Source organism: Massilia sp. 2TAF26, from assembly GCF_052115005.1.
In the GTDB taxonomy this organism is placed as follows: domain Bacteria; phylum Pseudomonadota; class Gammaproteobacteria; order Burkholderiales; family Burkholderiaceae_D; genus Telluria.
In genome coordinates this window covers 1-16,971 of the sequence record NZ_JBFRFV010000033.1, presented here as the reverse complement: position 1 = coordinate 16,971, position 16,971 = coordinate 1, and the positions used below count along the sequence as shown (strand labels likewise).

Here is a 16,971-nt window from a genome sequence, read left to right as displayed (position 1 = left end):
TGGCTCATTAAACCCGAGAACACGCCGCCGCATCGCACGATTCGCCGCGCCGCCGGGCCACCGAAGCGGGCCCTTGCCGCCCTTTGCGCTACACTGGTGCGGCCCGCGTCGGGCCACTCATCGGGAGACGCAGAATGAAGCTTTCGAGGCCCTCCTTGCTATTGTCGATCGCCGTGCTGTGCCTGGCGGCCTTGCCTGGCGCCCATGCCGGGCAGGCCGAGCCGGACCCTCTGGCATCGGCGCAGGCGAGCCGCTCGCCCGAGCAAGTGGTGAAATCCACGATTGAGGGCGTGATGGCGGCAATCCGCAGCGACGCGGGCGCCCGCGCCGGCGATCCGGAGCGGACTTATCAGGTGGTCCGGCAAACTTTCTTGCCGTCCACCGACTTCATGTTGACCACCCAGTACGCGGTCGGTCCGGCCTGGGGTTCGGCGACTCCGGCCCAGCGCGAGGCGCTGTTCACCCAGTTCCAGACCCTGCTGGCGCGCACTTATGCGCTGCAGCTGACCCAGATCCGCGAGCAGGACACGAGCTTCAGCTATGCGAAGCCGGCGCCGCTGCCGGCCGGCGCCAGCGACGCGGTGGTCAAGACCAGCGTCGTGACCGGTGGCGAAGTCATGCCGATCGCCTATCGCCTGCGCAAGACCGGCGCCGGCTGGAAGATCTACGACATCGACATGATGGGCGCCTGGATGATCCAGGTCTACCGCCGCCAGTTCGCAGCCCGGCTGTCTGCGGGCGGCGTCGATGGACTGATCAGCTACCTGGCGGCGCACAACGCGGCCCCTTGATGCTTTCCCGGCGCCAGCGGCCCGCTTCGAACCATTGCCACGACAACAGTGCGGGAATGGCGATGAGGATTTCGCGCATGCGCTTGACCAGGGCCAGCGACAGGGACACGTCGCCGCCCACGCCGGCGAGGTGGCCGAACAGGATGGTGGCCGCCTCCTGCACACCGAGTCCGGCCGGCACCATGAAGCCGGCATGGCGCGCCGCCTGGGTCAGGGACTCGATCGCGAGCGCCGTCGGCAGGCCCACCGGATGGCCGAGCAGGCGCAGCGCATACCAGGTCTCGAAGCATCCCGCGAAATAGGACAGCAGCTGCCAGCCCAGCGCGCGCAGCAGGAGGACGTGCTGTCCGAACAGCCGGGCGACGGCGGCATCCAGGGCGGCGCCGTCCAGGCCCAGGCCGGCCACGATGCGGTCGCCGGACAGACGCAGCGCCAGGGCCTCCAGCCGCCGGAAGGCCTGGCCGCCGCGCAGCAGCCACCAGGCCAGCAGCGGCAGTGGCAGCGACAGCAGCAGGCTGGCCCCGATCACCCAGACCTGGCCCATGCCGGCGGCCACATGCGCCATCAGCACCAGGCCCAGGCCACAGAACAGGTACAGCACGGCGATCGTGATCAGCACTTCGACGATCACGCTGGCGGTGACGCCGGCGGTGTCGGGAACACGCAGGCGCGCCAGGCGCACCCCCGCCAGCTCGCCGCCGACGCCGGCGGCGGGCAACAGGCGGTTGATGGCTTCGCGTACCGAAGCGACCCACAGCAGGTAAGCGAGGCCGGGCGGACGCGGCGGCGCGGCATCGGGTGCGGTGTCGCGCCCTGGCCCGGTCGGCAGGGAGAACCAGGGTTCGAGCAGAATTCGCCAGGCCCAGGCGTCCAGCGCCAGCGTGCCGAGGCGGACGGGTACCAGCAGCAGTAGCGGCCAGCCGGCATGGGCAAAGGCGCGCAGCACGTCCCGCCAGCCCTGCCACGCGACCAGCGCGCACAGCAGCGCCAGCCCGGCGATCGCTGCGCCGATGACCAGCCGCCTCATGCGCACACGAGGTCGGCGAAGCCGCCGAAGCGGAAGCCGCGTGCGCGCAGGCGGTCGCGCGCCTGGCGGACGCGTGGCGACACCAGTGCGCCGTATTCGTCCGCGTGGCGGTAGCCCGTCATCGAAGCGGCGATCGCCGCGCCCGACTCCAGGGCGGGGTGCAGATAGAGTTCGCCGACGCCGGAAGCAGGCAGTTCCCGCAGCGCAGCCAGGAGTGCTTCTTCATTGAAACGTCCCGACAGGCGAAGGCCGACGATATAGTCGTTGTGGCGGATGCCGGCCGCCCGCAGCCGGGCTCGCAGCAGGAGCAGCCAGGGCCTCAGCCAGAACGGCAGGCCGTCTTCGAGCGGCAGGCGTACCGCGTGCAGTCCGAATTCGCGGCCGATTTCCAGGATCAGGGACAGCACGGTGGGATGCAGGTGGAAGTGCTTGTGTGCATTGAGGTGGTCGAGTGCCAGTCCGGTGGCGGCGAATTCTTCGAACTGGGCGCGGATCTCGAGCGCCAGCTGGGACCGGACCCGAGGCAGGAAGAAGAAGCGGAAGCCGTCGCGCACCATGCGCGAGCCGAAGCGGCCGGAGGCGTCGACGAGGTCGGGGATCAGGCAGCGCGGCAGGCAGGGTTCGCCATCGGCGAGCACCAGGTGCAGGCCGACCCGCAGCGCGGGACAGGCGCGCGCGCGCGCCAGCGCATCGCCTGCGGCAGCCGCGCCGACCATCAGGCTTGCGGCGGACAGGACGCCGCCGCGATGCGCGCGCTCGACCGCCTGGTTGACGCTGGCGTGGAGGCCGAAATCGTCGGCGGTGATGATCAGGCCGGGGCCGGGTGCGGCATTCATGCCTGATGCGCGCGCAGGAAACGGAAGAATTCCACGCCCTCGCGCAGGCGCCGCTTCGTCATCTCCCAGCTCTTCATCATTTCGCGCACGATCTCCCAGATCTTCGAGGGGCGGAAGTAAAAGCTGCGGTAGAAGCGTTCCACGCCGTGGTACATCTCTTCGCTCGACAGGTGCGGATAGCTGAGGGCGGCCAGTTGTACCCCGCTCTCGTTGACCAGGTTGATGGTCCGGTTGGGTGGAATCCATTGGTTCTCGACCGCCTGCTCGTAGAGCCGGGTGCCGGGGTAGGGCGCCGCCAGCGACACCTGGATCGTGTGCGGGTTGATTTCCTTGGCAAACGCGATCGATTTTTCGATCGTCTCGCGTGTCTCGCCGGGCAGGCCGAGGATGAAGGTGCCGTGCACGGTGATGCCGAGGGCGCGGCAGTCGGCGGCGAAACGCCGCGCGATGTCGGTGCGCAGGCCCTTCTTGATGTTCAGGAGGATCTGGTCGTCGCCGGATTCGTAGCCCACCAGCAGCAGGCGCAGGCCGTTGTCCTTCATGATCTTCAGGGTGGAGTACGGTACGTTGGCCTTGGCATTGCACGACCAGGTGACGCCGAGCGCGCCGAGGCCGCGCGCGATTTCCTCGGCGCGCGGGCGGAAATCGGTGAAGGTATCGTCGTCGAACATGATCTCCTTCACTTCCGGCATGTTCTCCTTGATCCAGCGGACCTCCTCCAGCACGCTTTCCGGCGAGCGGATCCGGTAGCGATGCCCGCCGACGGTCTGCGGCCACAGGCAGAAGGTGCAGCGCGAGCGGCAGCCGCGTCCGGTGTACAGCGAGACATAGGGATAGTTCAGGTAGCCGATGAAATAATTGCGGATATTCAAGTCCCGCTTGTAGACTGGAGCGACGAAGGGCAGTTCGTCCATGTTCTCGATCATCGCGCGCGGCGGATTATGGCGGATGCTCCCATCCCTGTCGCGCCAGCTGATGCCGTCGACTTCCGCGAAGGGCAGGCCGGCGGCCAGGTCGCGGCAGGTGTAGTCGAATTCCTCGCGCGCCACGAAGTCGATCGCGGGACTCGCCGCCAGCGATGGCCCTGGATCGACGGCGACCTTGGCGCCCACCATGCCGACCAGGATGGCCGGCCTGTTCTCCTTGAGCAGTTCGGCGAAGCGCGCATCGCTGGGGAAGGAGGGCGTACTGGTGTGGATGATCACCAGCTCGTAGCCGCAGGCGATGGCCAGGGTCTGTTCAACCGTCAGTCCATCCGCCGGCGCGTCGAGCAGGCGGCTGCCAGGTACCAGGGCGGCCGGCTGGGCCAGCCAGGTAGGGTACCAGAAGGAGCGGATCTCCCGTTTGGCCTGGTAGCGCGAACCGGCGCCGCCGTCGAAGCCGTCGAAGGACGGCACTTGCAGGAAGAGCGTTTTGCGCTGCGGGTTCGTGGTCATCGGGGGCTCCGTCCGGGTTCGGGTTTGTCGAGGGAGGATGGCGGTGCGCCGGCGCCGCGCTCGCGGCGGTCGCGTCGGTCGACACACAGCAGGTGATCGCGCCATTGTGCGGTGGCGCCGATGAACGCGCTCAGCCATTCCAGCAGCAGCAGGCAGTCGCGCAGCGGCGCCATGCAAAAGTTTCCGGCGCCCGGCGCCGTGCGCGCTTGCAGGCCCAGGCGTGCGCACAGGCCGACCGAAGCCAGGGCCCAGCTCCAGGCGCCGGGTGAGAGCCACAGGCCGAGTGCGAGCATCGGCAGCGTGAAGGTCACGAAACAGAACGCATAGCCGGGCGGATTGAGCGAACGGATCGTCTGCATCCAGCGCCGCTCGCGCCGCCAGAGCGCGCCCAGGCTCGCTTCCGTGACGTCGGTGGACACGCGCACGTCGGAGAAGGCCGTCGCGAGTCCGCGCCGGCGCGCCAGTTCGCCGAGCCAGAAGTCGTCCGCCAGCCTGTCCTTCAAGGCGTCGAAGCCACCGATGGCACGCAGCACCTCGGTGCGCAGGGCGATGGTGGCGCCAAAGCCGAAATCGCTGCTGCCGCCGCGGCTCGCCACGGCGACCGAGGGGGCGAACCAGGTGTCGATGAAGAGCGCGCCCAGGCGGCTCCAGAAGCCGCCGGTCGCCCGGCCACGGTAGAGGCAGGTGACGATGCCGACCCGCGGGTCGGCCAGCGGCGCGGTGACGCGTTCCAGATAGTCGGGCTCGACGGCGACGTCGCTGTCCGCCAGCACCAGCCAGGGATGGCGGGCCTGCGGTGCCATGTTGATCAGGTTGCTGACCTTGAGGTTGCTTCCGTGCACCCGCGAGTCGATCACCAGTGCCATGTCGAGTGCGGGATAGCGCAGCCGGATGCGCTCGACCACGGCAATGGCCGGGTCGTCGGGCGCCCGCACGCCGAACACGACCTGGAAGCGTGGGTGGCTTTGCGTGCAGAGTGTGGCGAGATTCTGTTCGAGGCGGGGCTCGGCGCCGCACAGCGGCTTCAGCACGCTCACGGGAACCCGCGCCCCGGGGGCGCCGGCCCGTGCGCGCGGCCAGGTACGGGGACGGCACAGCAGCGCCGCCAGCGCATACAGCGTGGCGAGCACGATGAGGAGTGAACCGGCGACGGCGCTCAAGAGTAGCATCGGATGGCGCTCCCGCGCATGTCAGGCCGGCCCGGCGGTGCCGGCCGCAGGCGCCTGTGCCGCCTTGCGCCCGCGGATCTCCTCGAGCTTGATGGCGACGTGCCGCGCATGGACGTACTGGGCGGGCCGCTGGCCTTCGAGTGCGATGTCCGGCGCCATCGGGCCGCTCGTGGCCACGCCCTTCAGGGCGACCCGCGCGGCGCTCAGCGGGTGGACGAAGGTGTCGGCCACCGCGCTGGCCTCGTAGCCGCTGTGCACCATGCAGTTGGCGCATTTCTCGTAGCGGCCGGTGCCGTAGGCATCCCAGTCGGTCTCTTCCATCAGTGCCTTGAAGGTGGGCGCATAGCCTTCCCCCAGCAGGTAGCAGGGCCGCTGCCAGCCGAACACGGTGCGCGCCGGGTTCCCCCAGGGGGTGCAGTGATAGGTCTGGTTCCCGGCCAGGAAGTCGAGGAAGAGGCTGGACTGGCTGAAAGGCCAGCGCCGGCCGCCTTCGCCACGTGCCAGGATGTCGCGGAACAGTTGCCGGGTCGCGTTGCGGTTCAGGAAGTGCTGCTGCTCGGGGGCGCGCTCGTAGGCATAGCCTGGCGAGACGGTGATGCCGTCCACGCCGAGTTCCCCGACCGCGTCGAAAAACGCGGCGACCCGTTCGGGCTCGGCATCGTTGAAGAGCGTGCAGTTGATGTTGACGCGGAAGCCTGCCTGCTTGGCGCGCCGGATCGCGGCCACCGCGCGCTTGTACACGCCGCGCTGGCTCACCGCGCGGTCGTGGGTCTCTTCGTCGCCGTCGAGGTGTACCGACCAGACGAAGAAGGGACTGGGCCGGTACTGGTCCAGCTTCTTTTCCATCAGCAGCGCGTTGGTGCACAGGTAGACGAACTTGCGGCGCGCAACGATGCCGGCGGCGATGGCGGGCATGTCCCTGTGCAGCAAGGGTTCGCCGCCGGCGATCGACACCACCGGGGCGCCGCACTCGTCCACCGCGCCGAGGCAATCCTCGAGCGACAGCCGCTGGTCCAGGATCTCGTCCGGATAATCGATCTTGCCGCAGCCCGAGCAGGCCAGGTTGCAGCGGAACAAGGGCTCGAGCATCAGCGCGAGCGGATAGCGCTTCTGGCCGGCGAGGTGCTTGCGCAGCACGTAGGCGCCGACCAGGGTTTTCTGGAGAAGGGGAATTGCCATGAAACCTCCGTTAGGCGTTCAGGCGGTGCAGTCCGCCAGTTCGGCAGGCAGGCGGAACTCCACGCGTTCCACCGGGCCGTCCATGGTCGCGACTTCGACCGGACCCAGGCGCCGCAGGGTGTCGATGACATCCTCGACCATCGCTTCGGGCGCCGAGGCGCCGGCCGTGATGCCCACCGTGGCGGCGCTCGCCACCCACGCGGGATCGAGCTCGCTGCCGTCGGCCAGCAGGTAGCTCGGGATCCCGCATTCGGCACCGAGTTCGCGCAGCCGGTTCGAGTTCGAACTGTTGGCGGCGCCGACCACCAGCAGCACATCGACCTGCCTGGCCAGTTCGCGCACGGCGCGCTGGCGATTCTGGGTCGCGTAGCAGATGTCCCGCACTTCCGGCCCGACGATGTCGCTGAAGCGCCGCTGCAGCGCCGCGATGACGCCGCGGGTGTCGTCGACGCTCAGCGTGGTCTGGGTGATGTAGGCCAGCGGCGTGTCGGCCGGCAGCTCGAGCGCCTCTGCTTCCCGCTCGTTCTGGACCAGCAAGACCGGGCCGTCGATCTGGCCCATCGTGCCCTCGACCTCCGCATGGCCGGCGTGGCCGATCAGGATCACGGTGCGGCCGCCGGCAACGTACTGGCGGCCCTGGATGTGGACCTTGGTCACCAGCGGACAGGTGGCGTCCAGCACGTGCAGGCCGCGCGCCTGTCCGTCCGCCTCGACCTTGCGCGCCACGCCGTGGGCGCTGAAGACGGTCACGGCGCCCGGCGGCACCTGCTCGAGTTCGTCGACGAACACGGCGCCCTTGTCCCGCAGGCCGTCGACCACGGTCTTGTTATGGACGATCTCGTGGCGCACATATACCGGCGCGCCATGCCGGTCGAGCGCGCGCTGGACGATCTCGATGGCGCGGACGACGCCGGCGCAGAATCCGCGCGGTTGGGCAAGAATGACTCGCATGGGCGCTCTCCATGAAGGCGGTTAAGCGATGTTTTGATTACAATCGGCTCACGGACGCCGGCTTCGGGCGCCGCGTGGAGGTGCCGATGGCTGGACAGGAAAGGATCTTGATCACCGGCGCGGCCGGCTTCATCGGTTCCGCCGTGGCGCGCGCGGCCCTCGCGCAAGGCCACCCGGTACGCCTGCTGGTGCGTGCAAGCAGTCCGCGTGCCAACCTCGATGGGCTCGATGCGGAGCTCGCGGTCGGCGACGTCAGGGACCAGGCCGCCGTCGAGCGTGCGCTGGACGGCGTTTCCTGCCTGCTGCACGTGGCGGCCGACTATCGCCTGTGGGCGCGCGATCCCGACGAGATCGTGCGCAACAACGTCCAGGGGACGGCTGCCGTCATGCGGGCGGCGCTGGCCGCCGGCGTCGGGCGCCTGGTCTACACGAGCAGCGTCGCCACCCTGCGCGTCGGACCGGACACCGTGGCGGCCTGCGAGGACGAACCGGCGGCGCCCGAGCAGGCGATCGGCGCCTACAAGCGCAGCAAGATCCTGGCCGAGCGCCTGGTCGAACGGATGGTGGCCGAGGAAGGCCTGCCGGCCGTGATCGTCAATCCGTCCACGCCGATCGGCGCGCGCGACTTGCGGCCGACGCCGACCGGACGGATCATCGTCGAAGCGGCGCGCGGACGCATGCCGGCCTTCGTCGAGACCGGCCTGAACCTCGTCGACGTGGAAGATGTGGCGCAGGGCCACCTGCTGGCACTCGCGCGCGGACGTATCGGCCAGCGCTACATACTGGGTGGCAGCAACCTCATGCTGCGCGAGCTGCTCGGCGAGATTGCGACCCTTATGGGACGCCGTCCGGCCCGGGTCAGGCTGCCGGTGGCGCCTCTGATTCCGCTGGCCCATGCGGCCGAGGGCATTGCCCACCTGAACGGGCGCGAGCCCTTCCTGACCGTGGACGGCCTGCGCATGTCGCGCAACCGGATGTTCTTTACCTCCGCCAAGGCCGAGCGCGAGCTGGGATACCGGCCGCGCGCCCACGCGGAGGCGCTGCGGGCGGCGCTCGCCTGGTTCGAAGGCGCCGGCTACTTGGGGTAGGATGCCGGCCGGCAAGGGGGATATCGACGCTGGCATCGCTGGTTCTCAGTTCGGCCCTTCGGCGCGCCGGGCGGGGGCGCTAGTTTTGCCGCGGGGCAGCAGCCGTAGAGCCAGGCGGACCATGCGCGGCACCGTAAGCGGCCGCTGCAGACGCTGGTCGTAGCCGGCAAAGCGCCGTTCGTTCTCTTGCAGGCATAGCGCCAGCAACTCGCGCAGCGTCGGCGCCTCGGCCGCCACGGCTTGCGCGCCGTTCAGCGTGAAGTTGTTGTCCGGCGCGGCCGCGTCGCCGTCGCCATCGATGGCGCGTGCCAGACCGATGCGCTCCCAGGCCAGGAAGGCCCAGGCCCGGGCGACCCTGGCCTCGAAACGCAGGCGCCGCCAGAAGCCGAGATGGGCCCGGTGCCAGGCCAGCCAGTTGGCAAACAACAGGATGTGGCGGCATTCCTCCTGCATGACGGGCTCGAAGGTTTCCACCAGTTCGCAGGGGAACAGGCCCGAGCGGCGCGCCACTTCGAACAGGCCGAAGGCAAAGAAACTGTCGATGCATTCGCTGTAGCCGGTGACCAGGTAGGCCCACTCCGTGTCGCCGGGCAAGGCATAGGGGGCCACGGGCGCCAGTTGGATGCCGTAAGCTTCGACCATGCGCGACAGGACTTCCTTGTGCCGGTTTTCCTCCCAGGCATTGAGGGCGAGCGCACAGCGGATGTCCGGGTTCGAGACGGTGCCGGCGTAGGCGGCCATGCGCAGGCGCGCCTTGCCTTCGGTCTGGACCGCGATATCCCAGATCGGCAGCGCGACGATGCGCGCCAACGCAGCCGGGTCGAGCGCCGGCCAGTCGAGCACCGCGGGCCGGTAAGGATTGAAGGTGTCGCGGAACATGCGGCAGGTCTCGGTCCGGTGCAGGTCGGTTCCCGGCACCAGCGGACCCGCAGCCTGGCTGACCCAGCGCCGCATGCCTGCATCCGCGGCGTCGAGCGCCGCACGGTCGGCGCGCGACGTATCCTGTGGCGGCGGACAGAAGCCGGGCACGAGTCGCTCGATATCGAAATCATCGTACAAATACTTGCCCATGCGATTCCCCCGCAGGCCGCCTATCCGTGCGAACGATCATACACGGGTGTCTTTGGCGACGGCACACGCAAACTCCGTGTCGTCCCGAACGGACATCGTGCTTTGCCGAAGCATCGTCCTGGAGCCTGTTCCGAAATATAATAGGCGACCGAAGTTTTACTTCAGGCAGTATCTAGACTCATGGAGCCCTGTTCGACAGGGCTCTGTTTTTTGCACTTTGAGCACAAAATTTGGACTCCTTCCATGGAAATTAAAGTCAACTTTCTCGACAAGCTGCGCCTCGAGGCCAAGTTCGATGACTTCACGGTGATCGCCGACCAGCCGATCCGCTACAAGGGCGACGGCTCGGCGCCTGGCCCCTTCGACTACTTCCTGGCCTCGTCGGCCCTGTGTGCGGCTTACTTCGTGAAGTTGTACTGCAACACCCGCAACATCCCGACCGAAAACATCCGTCTTTCGCAGAACAATATCGTCGATCCGGAAAACCGCTACCAGCAGATCTTCAAGATCCAGGTCGAGCTGCCGCCGGATATCTCCGAAAAGGACCGCCAGGGCATCCTGCGTTCGATCGACCGCTGCACCGTGAAGAAAGTGGTGCAGACCGGTCCCGAATTCGTGATCGAGGAAGTCGAGAACCTGGACGCCGATGCGCAAGCCCTGCTGACCGTGCAGTCGTCGGCCGAATCGAGCACCTATATCCCGGGCAAGGATCTGCCGCTGGAGCAGACCATCGCCAATATGTCGGGCCTGCTGGCGGGACTGGGCATCAAGATCGAAATCGCGTCCTGGCGCAATATCGTGCCGAATGTCTGGTCGCTGCATATCCGCGATGCGCATTCGCCGATGTGTTTCACCAATGGCAAGGGCGCGACCAAGGAAAGCGCACTGGCCTCGGCCCTGGGCGAGTACATCGAACGCCTGAGCAACAACCACTTCTATGCCGGCGCCTACTGGGGCGAGGAAATCGCCAACGCCCCCTTCGTGCATTATCCGGACGAGCGCTGGTTCAAGCCCGGCGCCGACGATGCGCTGCCGCCCGAGATCCTGGACGAGTATTGCCTGGGCATTTACGATCCCGAGGGCGAACTGCGCGGCTCCCACCTGTACGACACCAACTCCGGCAACGTCGAGCGCGGCATTGTCTCCCTGCCGTATGTGCGGCAGTCGGATGGCGAGACCGTGTATTTTCCGTCCAACCTGATCGAAAACCTCTACGCCAGCAATGGCATGAGCGCCGGTAATACGCTGGCCGAAGCCCAGGTGCAGTGCCTGTCCGAGATTTTCGAACGGGCGGTCAAGCGCGAAATCATCGAAGGCGAAATCGCCTTGCCCGATGTGCCGCAGGAAGTATTGGCGAAATACCCCGGCATCGTGGCCGGGATCCAGGGCCTGGAAGAGCAGGGCTTTCCGGTGCTGGTCAAGGATGCCTCGCTGGGCGGACAGTATCCGGTCATGTGCGTCACCCTGATGAATCCGCGTACGGGCGGCGTGTTTGCTTCCTTCGGCGCGCATCCGAGCTTCGAGGTGGCGCTCGAGCGCAGCCTGACGGAATTGCTGCAAGGCCGTAGTTTCGAAGGTTTGAACGATCTGCCGCCGCCGACCTTTGCCAGCGAAGCCGTGACCGAGCCCTACAACTTCGTCGAGCACTTCATCGATTCGAGCGGCGTGGTGTCGTGGCGCTTCTTCAGCGCCAGATCCGAATACGATTTCGTCGAGTGGGATTTCTCGGGCGAGGGCAGCAATTCGAATGCGGACGAAGCAGCGACCCTGCTCGGCATTCTCGAAGACATGGGCAAGGAGGTCTATATGGCCGTGTATGACGAGCTGGGCGCCACCGCCTGCCGCATCCTGGTGCCCGGCTACTCCGAAATCTATCCGGTCGAGGATCTGGTCTGGGACAACACCAACAAGTCGCTGCTGTTCCGTGAAGATATCCTGAACCTGCACCGCCTCGGCGACGATGCCCTGGCCGCATTGCTGGAGCGTCTCGAGAACAACGAGCTGGACGAGTATTCCGACATCGCCACCCTGATCGGCATCGAATTCGACGAAAACACGGACTGGGGACAGCTGACCGTGCTGGAACTGAGGCTGCTGATCAATCTCGCCTTGAAGCAGTTTGAAGAAGCCCAGGAACTGGTGGGCGCCTTCCTGCAGTACAACGACAATACCGTCGAACGCCGCCTGTTCTACCAGGCCCTGAATGCGGTACTGGAAGTGGTGCTCGACGACGAGCTGGAACTGGACGATTACGTGGTCAATTTCCGCCGCATGTACGGCAATCCGCGCATGGACGCGGTGCTGGGTTCGGTGGACGGCAGCGTCCGGTTCTTCGGCTTGAGCCCGACGAGCATGAAACTCGAAGGTCTCGACAGGCATCAACGCCTGATGGACAGCTACAAGAAACTGCACAAGGCAAGGGCCAACAGCAAATGACCATCTTCGCTACTCCCGTATTCGACGCCACCGTGATCTACGAAGGCAAGGAACTCTTCAAAGGCCGCGGCGCCGCAAGCATGTGGGCCGAAAAGCTGGCCCGGGAAATCGAAAGCCCCGTCACGGTGGAAAAGATCGGTACCGGCTGGGCCCTGTGCGGCAGCGTCGACGGTGTCGAGTGCAAATGGGGCATTCTCGGCCAGCGCCTCAAGCGCCTGGACTGAGAGGGGCGTCAGGCAAGCATGTCGACTTCATCGCTGACGATCTCGCGCATCCTTCACGCTGGCTACGTGGTCGAATGCGGGGGCACCCGCATCGCATTCGATACGATCTTCGAGAATCCGTTCAGCCGCAACTGCCACGCCTTTCCCGACGTCCGCTTCGACCAGAAGCAGATCCGGCGCCTGCGTTTCGACGCCGTGTTCATCTCACACTTTCACGACGACCACTGCTCGCTGGAGAGCCTCGACCTGCTGGACCGCGCGACGCCGCTGTACATCTACTGCATCTTCGAGGAATTGTTCGAGATGGTGAGCCAGCTCGGCTTCGAACGGGTGCATCCCTTGCGGCTGAACGAGCCGGTCGAGGTAGGCGCCTTCGAGGTCGTGCCGCGTGAGGCGATGGATGCCGACGTCGACTCGATGTTCCAGGTGAAGGCGGCCGGGCTGAACCTCCTCAACGTCGTCGATTCCTGGATCGACGAGGAAACCCTCGCCAAACTGGTCGGAGAGGGGCCCTGGGACATGGTGTTGTGGCCGTTCCAGACCATGCGCGAACTCGAAGTGCTGGCGCCCTCGCGTGCCGTTGCGGCGCCGCCAGCCCTGCCGGAAGAGTGGTTGCCCCAACTGAAGGCCCTGAATCCGCGCTATGTCGTGCCGAGCTCCTGCCAGTTTTTGCAGGAACCGTGGTCGTGGTACAACCGTGCGTTCTTTCCGATTTCGTATGCACAGTTCGGACGGGAGGTGGCGGCGGCGCTGCCGCAGGCGCAGGTGGTGAGGCTCGAACCCGGGATGTCGGTGCGGCTCGACGCCACGTCGCTGCAGCCGGCGCCGCCCCTGGGCTGGGTGATTCCGGTCGGCTGCCAGGATGTCGATTACGTCTACGAGGGTATTGCGACGCCGCCGTCGACGGCCGATATCGCGCGCCATTTTGCGCCCCTGACGGAGGCCCAGCATGCGCGCGTCATGGAATACTGCCGCACCACCCTGCCCATGAAATACGCCGAAGTCGAGGCCGCATCCGGCTATTTCGACAGCCCCCGCGTCTGGCAGCTGTCGGTCTACGACCACACGGGCGCGGCGACGCGCTTGCGCTACCGGCTCGAGGCCGACGGCGTCGCCTGTCTCGACGAGGACGCCGCACCGCTGGCCTGGACCACCGACATTCCTGCAGCGAAGCTCTATGCGGCACTCGAACTCGGCGAGTCCCTGACGTCGATGTACATGCGCATCAACGATACCGTGTTCGACGCCGAAACCGAACGCGAACTGGCGGATGCCGATGTGGTCGACGACCCGCTGATCCGCTGCCTTTTCAGCGCCACCTTCGGCGCTTACCAGGCGGCCCAGTTGCGCAGGCTGCTGGAAGCTTCCTCGTCCTGACGGGCGGCGCCGGACTCAATCCGCCTGGACGATGAACCCGGCGACCAGCGCGGCGAGTTCATCCGGCCGCTCCCGGTGCGGCACATGGCCGGTATCCTGCATCATCACGATGCGCGACGGCCCGCCGCAACGCTGCGCAATCATCTCGGGATGGTGCGCCGAGCCGTATTCGTCGCGTACGCCATGGATGGCCAGCACCGGGCTGGTCACCATCGGCAGGACGTCGGCGAGCGACCAGCCTCCGAACGCGGGATCGAGCCAGGTGCCGGTCCAGGCGTCCAGCACCCATTTGGCTTTCTCTCCGTGATACCTGCTCAAGCGCTCGAACTGGTCCGCGTTTTTAAATTCTTCCTTCGCGATCTGAATGCCTTGCCGGGTTTCGTCGGCGGCATAAGCCTGGGCCGCCACGGTGACCAGCGCGCTGCAGTCGTCGGCGTGGCGGGCGGCGCAATGCACCGCCATGCCGCCGCCCACGCTGTGGCCCAAAGCGAGGAAGCGCTGCAGGCCGAGCCGTTCGCGAATCAGCGGGAAGAAGCGTTCGGCCTCGTCGGCCACGAAATCCAGTTGTAATCTATCCTGCCTGGGGTCGGAACGGCCGAATCCCAGCCTGTCATAGGCAATCACGGCGCGGCCGGTGGCGGTGGCCAGCCTCGCGGGAAAATCACGCCACAGTTCCACGCAACCCAGCGAATCATGGAAAAGCACGATGGGCGCCTTGTCGGCGGCGCCATTCCAGATGCGGGTGAAGATGCGGCCTTGCGGGTGGGCGATCCAGACGTCCCGGTGCGGGAGAGGGGAGATTGCGGGCTCGTTCATCGCAAAACGATAGCATAAGGGACCGGGGGCGCCATCTCGCAATAGAATATAGCCGGGTTGACTACGAGGAGACTACCATGCAGCAAAGCTTGAGCTACGTGCACGGCGCACATGAGGTCCCGCTGATCGGGGAATCGATCGGGGTTCATCTCGCATCGATCGCCGCGCGTTTCGGCGATAACGATGCGCTGATCGTGCGCCACCAGAATATCCGCTGGACCTACCGCGAATTCGACGAGCGGGTGACACGCCTGGCCGCCGGTCTCCTCGGGCTCGGGCTGGAGCCCGGCGCCCGGGTCGGTATCTGGGCCCAGAACTGCGCCGAATGGGTGCTGGTGCAGTTCGCGACCGCGCGCGCCGGCCTGATCATGGTTAACATCAATCCGGCCTATCGCCGCTCCGAGCTCGAATATGTGCTCAACAAGGTGCGGTGTAGCGCCCTGATTCTGGCTCCCGCATTCAAAGCCAGCGATTACATCGGCATGGTGCAGGAGATTGCGCCGGAAATCCAACATTGCAAACCGGGTGCGCTGCAGTCGCTGCGGCTGCCCCACCTGCGCCACGTCGTGCGCCTCGGCACCGAACGGACGCCCGGCATGGCCAATTTCGATGAGCTGCTGGCGCCGCCCGGCGCCGAGGCGCTGGCATTGTTGTCGAAGGTGCAGAGCGAGGTGCAGTTCGACGACCCGGTCAATATCCAGTTCACCTCCGGCACGACAGGAGCGCCGAAAGGCGCAACGCTGAGCCACCATAACATCCTGAACAATGGCTTCTTCATCGGCGAGGCGATGAAGCTGGGCATGCGCGACCGTCTTTGTATTCCGGTGCCCTTGTACCACTGTTTCGGCATGGTGCTTGGAAATCTCGCCTGCGTCACGCATGGCGCGGCCATGGTATTCCCCGGCGATAGCTTCGATCCGAAAACGGTATTGGAAACGGTGCAGGCGGAACGCTGTACCGGCCTGCATGGCGTCCCGACCATGTTCATCGCCATCCTCGATCATCCGGATTTCAAGCAATACGATCTGTCGACGCTAAGGACCGGCATCATGGCGGGCTCACCGTGCCCGGCCGAGGTGATGAGCCGGGTCATCAATCACATGCACATGGGCGAAATCACGATTGCCTACGGGATGACGGAGACCTCGCCCGTGTCCTTCCAGAGTTCGGTCGACGATCCGGTCGAGCTGCGGGTCACGACCATCGGGCGCGTCCATCCTCACCTCGAGGTCAAGATCGTCGACGCCAATGGCCGTATCGTTCCCCGAGGCGTGAAAGGCGAACTGCTGACACGCGGCTATTCGGTCATGCTGGGCTACTGGGACGACGAGGAAAAGACGCGCGACACCATCGATGCGGCGCGCTGGCTGCATACGGGCGACCTGGCCGTCATCGACGAGAACGGTTTCGCGGCTATCGTGGGCCGCTCCAAGGACATGGTGATCCGTGGCGGCGAGAACATCTATCCGCGTGAGATCGAGGAATTCCTGTATCGCCATCCGAAAATCATGGACGTGCAGTGCGTCGGCGTGCCGGACCAGAAATACGGCGAGGAACTATGCGCCTGCATTATCCTGCGCCCCGGGGAGGAGGCCAGCGCCGAAGAGATCCAGGATTTCTGCCGCGGCCAGATTGCCCATTACAAGATACCCCGCTATATCCGCTTCGTGTCTGCCTTCCCGATGACGGTGACGGGCAAGATCCAGAAGTACGTCTTGCGGGACCAGATTGCTACCGAGCTCGGCCTCGCCGGCTGAGCAATCGAACCATGGAATGCAAATGTCGGACACTAAAAACACCCCCTTTCAGCTCACCCTGACCGATATCGAAGTCGGTTCCCTGCTGGTAAAAGTCCTGGCGCAGCATGCGAAATCCGGGCGGGGAGAGCCGATCGCCCACGAGGATTTGCTGACGCTCGGGCGCAATATGTATCCGAAGGATGCGATGTTCGGCCGCGAAGTGCCGGTCGGGATCGGCATGAAGCTCGCCTTTGTCGAGTCCTTCTGCAAGGCGAAGGGCTATCCGAACCTCGCTTGCCTGGCGGTCGACAGGGCGACCATGGACCCTGGATGGGAGATCGAAAGGGAGGCCGTGGCGGCGCAAGACTGGACGGGCGTCGATGCGGCGCTGGCGGCATACGCAGAGGCAGCACGGGCCGCGGTGCCGAAGCGATTCAAGCCGCGGAAGGAACGTCCGGCCGACGTCGCCTGGTATGCCTTTTACTGCTCGCATCGCGAGGCATGCGCCCGGGTCTCGGCCGAGGACAAGAAAGAGATCGTCAATCTGCTGATGGCAGGTCTGGATCCGGACACGGCGCTACGTCGCGTCATGGCTGCGAAAGCAGGGTAGTTTATGCCCCTTGCATACCCTTGTGCGGTTTGCTATAGTGCGCCTCCTGCTTCTGCAGCGCACGTCGAGATCCAACAACGAGTGCACACTGCAGAAAAGGATGAGTTGACGAGGTAAGCGAAACACTGCATAATCTCGCTTCTCTGCTGCTGACGAACAAAACGATTCGCCGGATGCAGCAAGGCAGTACCGAATACGATCTTTAACAATCAACAGTCGAT

General features: G+C 65.9%; 15 protein-coding genes. 7 read left to right on the top strand and 8 right to left on the bottom strand.

Features of this window, described 5'->3' with window-relative positions; genetic code table 11:
• Positions 1 to 134 precede the first annotated feature (134 nt).
• On the top strand, positions 135 to 791 hold the full coding sequence (locus AB4Z32_RS23885; RefSeq protein WP_442124364.1) for an MlaC/ttg2D family ABC transporter substrate-binding protein: 657 nt from the start codon (positions 135 to 137) through the stop codon (positions 789 to 791).
• Here the strand turns inward: AB4Z32_RS23885 and AB4Z32_RS23880 are convergent.
• Genes AB4Z32_RS23880 through ispH form a run of 6 tightly spaced genes read right to left on the bottom strand, consistent with a single transcriptional unit; the run spans position 757 to position 7,389 of the window.
• Positions 757 to 1,818 (bottom strand): lysylphosphatidylglycerol synthase domain-containing protein, encoded by a 1,062-nt coding sequence (locus AB4Z32_RS23880; RefSeq protein WP_442124363.1) that lies wholly within the window; start codon positions 1,816 to 1,818, stop codon positions 757 to 759. The two genes, AB4Z32_RS23885 and AB4Z32_RS23880, sit on opposite strands and share 35 nt — an antisense overlap.
• Positions 1,815 to 2,654 carry a hopanoid biosynthesis-associated protein HpnK gene (gene hpnK / locus AB4Z32_RS23875; RefSeq protein WP_442124362.1) on the bottom strand — a complete coding sequence of 280 codons (840 nt, stop codon included), beginning with the start codon at positions 2,652 to 2,654 and terminating at the stop codon, positions 1,815 to 1,817. The genes AB4Z32_RS23880 and hpnK overlap by 4 nt, the downstream gene beginning before the upstream one ends.
• Positions 2,651 to 4,090 (bottom strand): hopanoid biosynthesis associated radical SAM protein HpnJ, encoded by a 1,440-nt coding sequence (gene hpnJ / locus AB4Z32_RS23870; protein ID WP_442124361.1) that lies wholly within the window; start codon positions 4,088 to 4,090, stop codon positions 2,651 to 2,653. The genes hpnK and hpnJ overlap by 4 nt, the downstream gene beginning before the upstream one ends.
• A complete protein-coding gene (gene hpnI, locus AB4Z32_RS23865; RefSeq protein ID WP_442124360.1) occupies positions 4,087 to 5,259 on the bottom strand; it encodes a bacteriohopanetetrol glucosamine biosynthesis glycosyltransferase HpnI in 1,173 nt (390 codons plus the stop codon). Before hpnI ends, hpnJ begins: the two co-directional genes overlap by 4 nt.
• A 21-nt stretch (positions 5,260 to 5,280) precedes the next feature.
• Positions 5,281 to 6,438 carry an adenosyl-hopene transferase HpnH gene (hpnH, locus tag AB4Z32_RS23860; RefSeq protein ID WP_442124359.1) on the bottom strand — a complete coding sequence of 386 codons (1,158 nt, stop codon included), beginning with the start codon at positions 6,436 to 6,438 and terminating at the stop codon, positions 5,281 to 5,283.
• An 18-nt stretch (positions 6,439 to 6,456) separates the two neighbouring features.
• Positions 6,457 to 7,389, bottom strand: coding sequence for a 4-hydroxy-3-methylbut-2-enyl diphosphate reductase (ispH, locus tag AB4Z32_RS23855; RefSeq protein WP_442124358.1), 933 nt, complete (start codon positions 7,387 to 7,389; stop codon positions 6,457 to 6,459).
• 86 nt (positions 7,390 to 7,475) lie between these two features.
• Here ispH and hpnA point away from each other — a divergent pair, with 86 nt between their 5' ends.
• A complete protein-coding gene (gene hpnA, locus AB4Z32_RS23850) occupies positions 7,476 to 8,477 on the top strand; it encodes a hopanoid-associated sugar epimerase (protein ID WP_442124357.1) in 1,002 nt (333 codons plus the stop codon).
• A gap of 45 nt (positions 8,478 to 8,522) precedes the next feature.
• Here the strand turns inward: hpnA and AB4Z32_RS23845 are convergent, their stop codons facing one another.
• Complete coding sequence (locus AB4Z32_RS23845) at positions 8,523 to 9,548, bottom strand: ferritin-like domain-containing protein (protein WP_442124356.1); 1,026 nt, start codon at positions 9,546 to 9,548, stop codon at positions 8,523 to 8,525.
• A gap of 243 nt (positions 9,549 to 9,791) precedes the next feature.
• Between AB4Z32_RS23845 and AB4Z32_RS23840 the strand changes: the two genes are divergently transcribed.
• From AB4Z32_RS23840 to AB4Z32_RS23830, 3 genes are read left to right on the top strand one after another with little or no spacing between them, the layout of a single operon-like run.
• Positions 9,792 to 11,984: an OsmC domain/YcaO domain-containing protein gene (locus tag AB4Z32_RS23840; protein ID WP_442124355.1), complete on the top strand. Its 2,193-nt coding sequence runs from the start codon at positions 9,792 to 9,794 to the stop codon at positions 11,982 to 11,984.
• Positions 11,981 to 12,208 (top strand): hypothetical protein, encoded by a 228-nt coding sequence (locus AB4Z32_RS23835; protein WP_442124354.1) that lies wholly within the window; start codon positions 11,981 to 11,983, stop codon positions 12,206 to 12,208. Before AB4Z32_RS23840 ends, AB4Z32_RS23835 begins: the two co-directional genes overlap by 4 nt.
• Before the next feature lie 18 nt (positions 12,209 to 12,226).
• Positions 12,227 to 13,585, top strand: coding sequence for an MBL fold metallo-hydrolase (locus AB4Z32_RS23830; protein WP_442124353.1), 1,359 nt, complete (start codon positions 12,227 to 12,229; stop codon positions 13,583 to 13,585).
• 15 nt (positions 13,586 to 13,600) lie between these two features.
• On the opposite strand, the gene AB4Z32_RS23825 is transcribed toward AB4Z32_RS23830, so the two are convergent.
• Complete coding sequence (locus AB4Z32_RS23825; RefSeq protein WP_442124352.1) at positions 13,601 to 14,401, bottom strand: alpha/beta fold hydrolase; 801 nt, start codon at positions 14,399 to 14,401, stop codon at positions 13,601 to 13,603.
• 77 nt (positions 14,402 to 14,478) lie between these two features.
• On the opposite strand from AB4Z32_RS23825, the gene AB4Z32_RS23820 reads away from it, so the two are divergent.
• Together AB4Z32_RS23820 and AB4Z32_RS23815 are read left to right on the top strand one after the other, a co-directional pair.
• Positions 14,479 to 16,158, top strand: a complete 1,680-nt coding sequence (locus tag AB4Z32_RS23820; RefSeq protein ID WP_442124351.1) for an AMP-binding protein — start codon at positions 14,479 to 14,481, stop codon at positions 16,156 to 16,158.
• A 22-nt stretch (positions 16,159 to 16,180) separates the two neighbouring features.
• Positions 16,181 to 16,750: a hypothetical protein gene (locus AB4Z32_RS23815; RefSeq protein WP_442124350.1), complete on the top strand. Its 570-nt coding sequence runs from the start codon at positions 16,181 to 16,183 to the stop codon at positions 16,748 to 16,750.
• The last annotated feature ends 221 nt before the right edge of the window (positions 16,751 to 16,971 follow it).

Coding starts and splice junctions, on each gene's coding strand:
- ispH (WP_442124358.1), bottom strand. CDS start 7,389: ATGCGAGTCATTCTTGCCCAACCGCGCGGATTCTGCGCCGGCGTCGTC.
- AB4Z32_RS23840 (WP_442124355.1), top strand. CDS start 9,792: ATGGAAATTAAAGTCAACTTTCTCGACAAGCTGCGCCTCGAGGCCAAG.
- AB4Z32_RS23830 (WP_442124353.1), top strand. CDS start 12,227: ATGTCGACTTCATCGCTGACGATCTCGCGCATCCTTCACGCTGGCTAC.
- AB4Z32_RS23825 (WP_442124352.1), bottom strand. CDS start 14,401: ATGAACGAGCCCGCAATCTCCCCTCTCCCGCACCGGGACGTCTGGATC.
- hpnA (WP_442124357.1), top strand. CDS start 7,476: ATGGCTGGACAGGAAAGGATCTTGATCACCGGCGCGGCCGGCTTCATC.
- AB4Z32_RS23835 (WP_442124354.1), top strand. CDS start 11,981: ATGACCATCTTCGCTACTCCCGTATTCGACGCCACCGTGATCTACGAA.
- hpnH (WP_442124359.1), bottom strand. CDS start 6,438: ATGGCAATTCCCCTTCTCCAGAAAACCCTGGTCGGCGCCTACGTGCTG.
- AB4Z32_RS23815 (WP_442124350.1), top strand. CDS start 16,181: ATGTCGGACACTAAAAACACCCCCTTTCAGCTCACCCTGACCGATATC.
- AB4Z32_RS23820 (WP_442124351.1), top strand. CDS start 14,479: ATGCAGCAAAGCTTGAGCTACGTGCACGGCGCACATGAGGTCCCGCTG.
- hpnI (WP_442124360.1), bottom strand. CDS start 5,259: ATGCTACTCTTGAGCGCCGTCGCCGGTTCACTCCTCATCGTGCTCGCC.
- hpnK (WP_442124362.1), bottom strand. CDS start 2,654: ATGAATGCCGCACCCGGCCCCGGCCTGATCATCACCGCCGACGATTTC.
- hpnJ (WP_442124361.1), bottom strand. CDS start 4,090: ATGACCACGAACCCGCAGCGCAAAACGCTCTTCCTGCAAGTGCCGTCC.
- AB4Z32_RS23845 (WP_442124356.1), bottom strand. CDS start 9,548: ATGGGCAAGTATTTGTACGATGATTTCGATATCGAGCGACTCGTGCCC.
- AB4Z32_RS23885 (WP_442124364.1), top strand. CDS start 135: ATGAAGCTTTCGAGGCCCTCCTTGCTATTGTCGATCGCCGTGCTGTGC.
- AB4Z32_RS23880 (WP_442124363.1), bottom strand. CDS start 1,818: ATGAGGCGGCTGGTCATCGGCGCAGCGATCGCCGGGCTGGCGCTGCTG.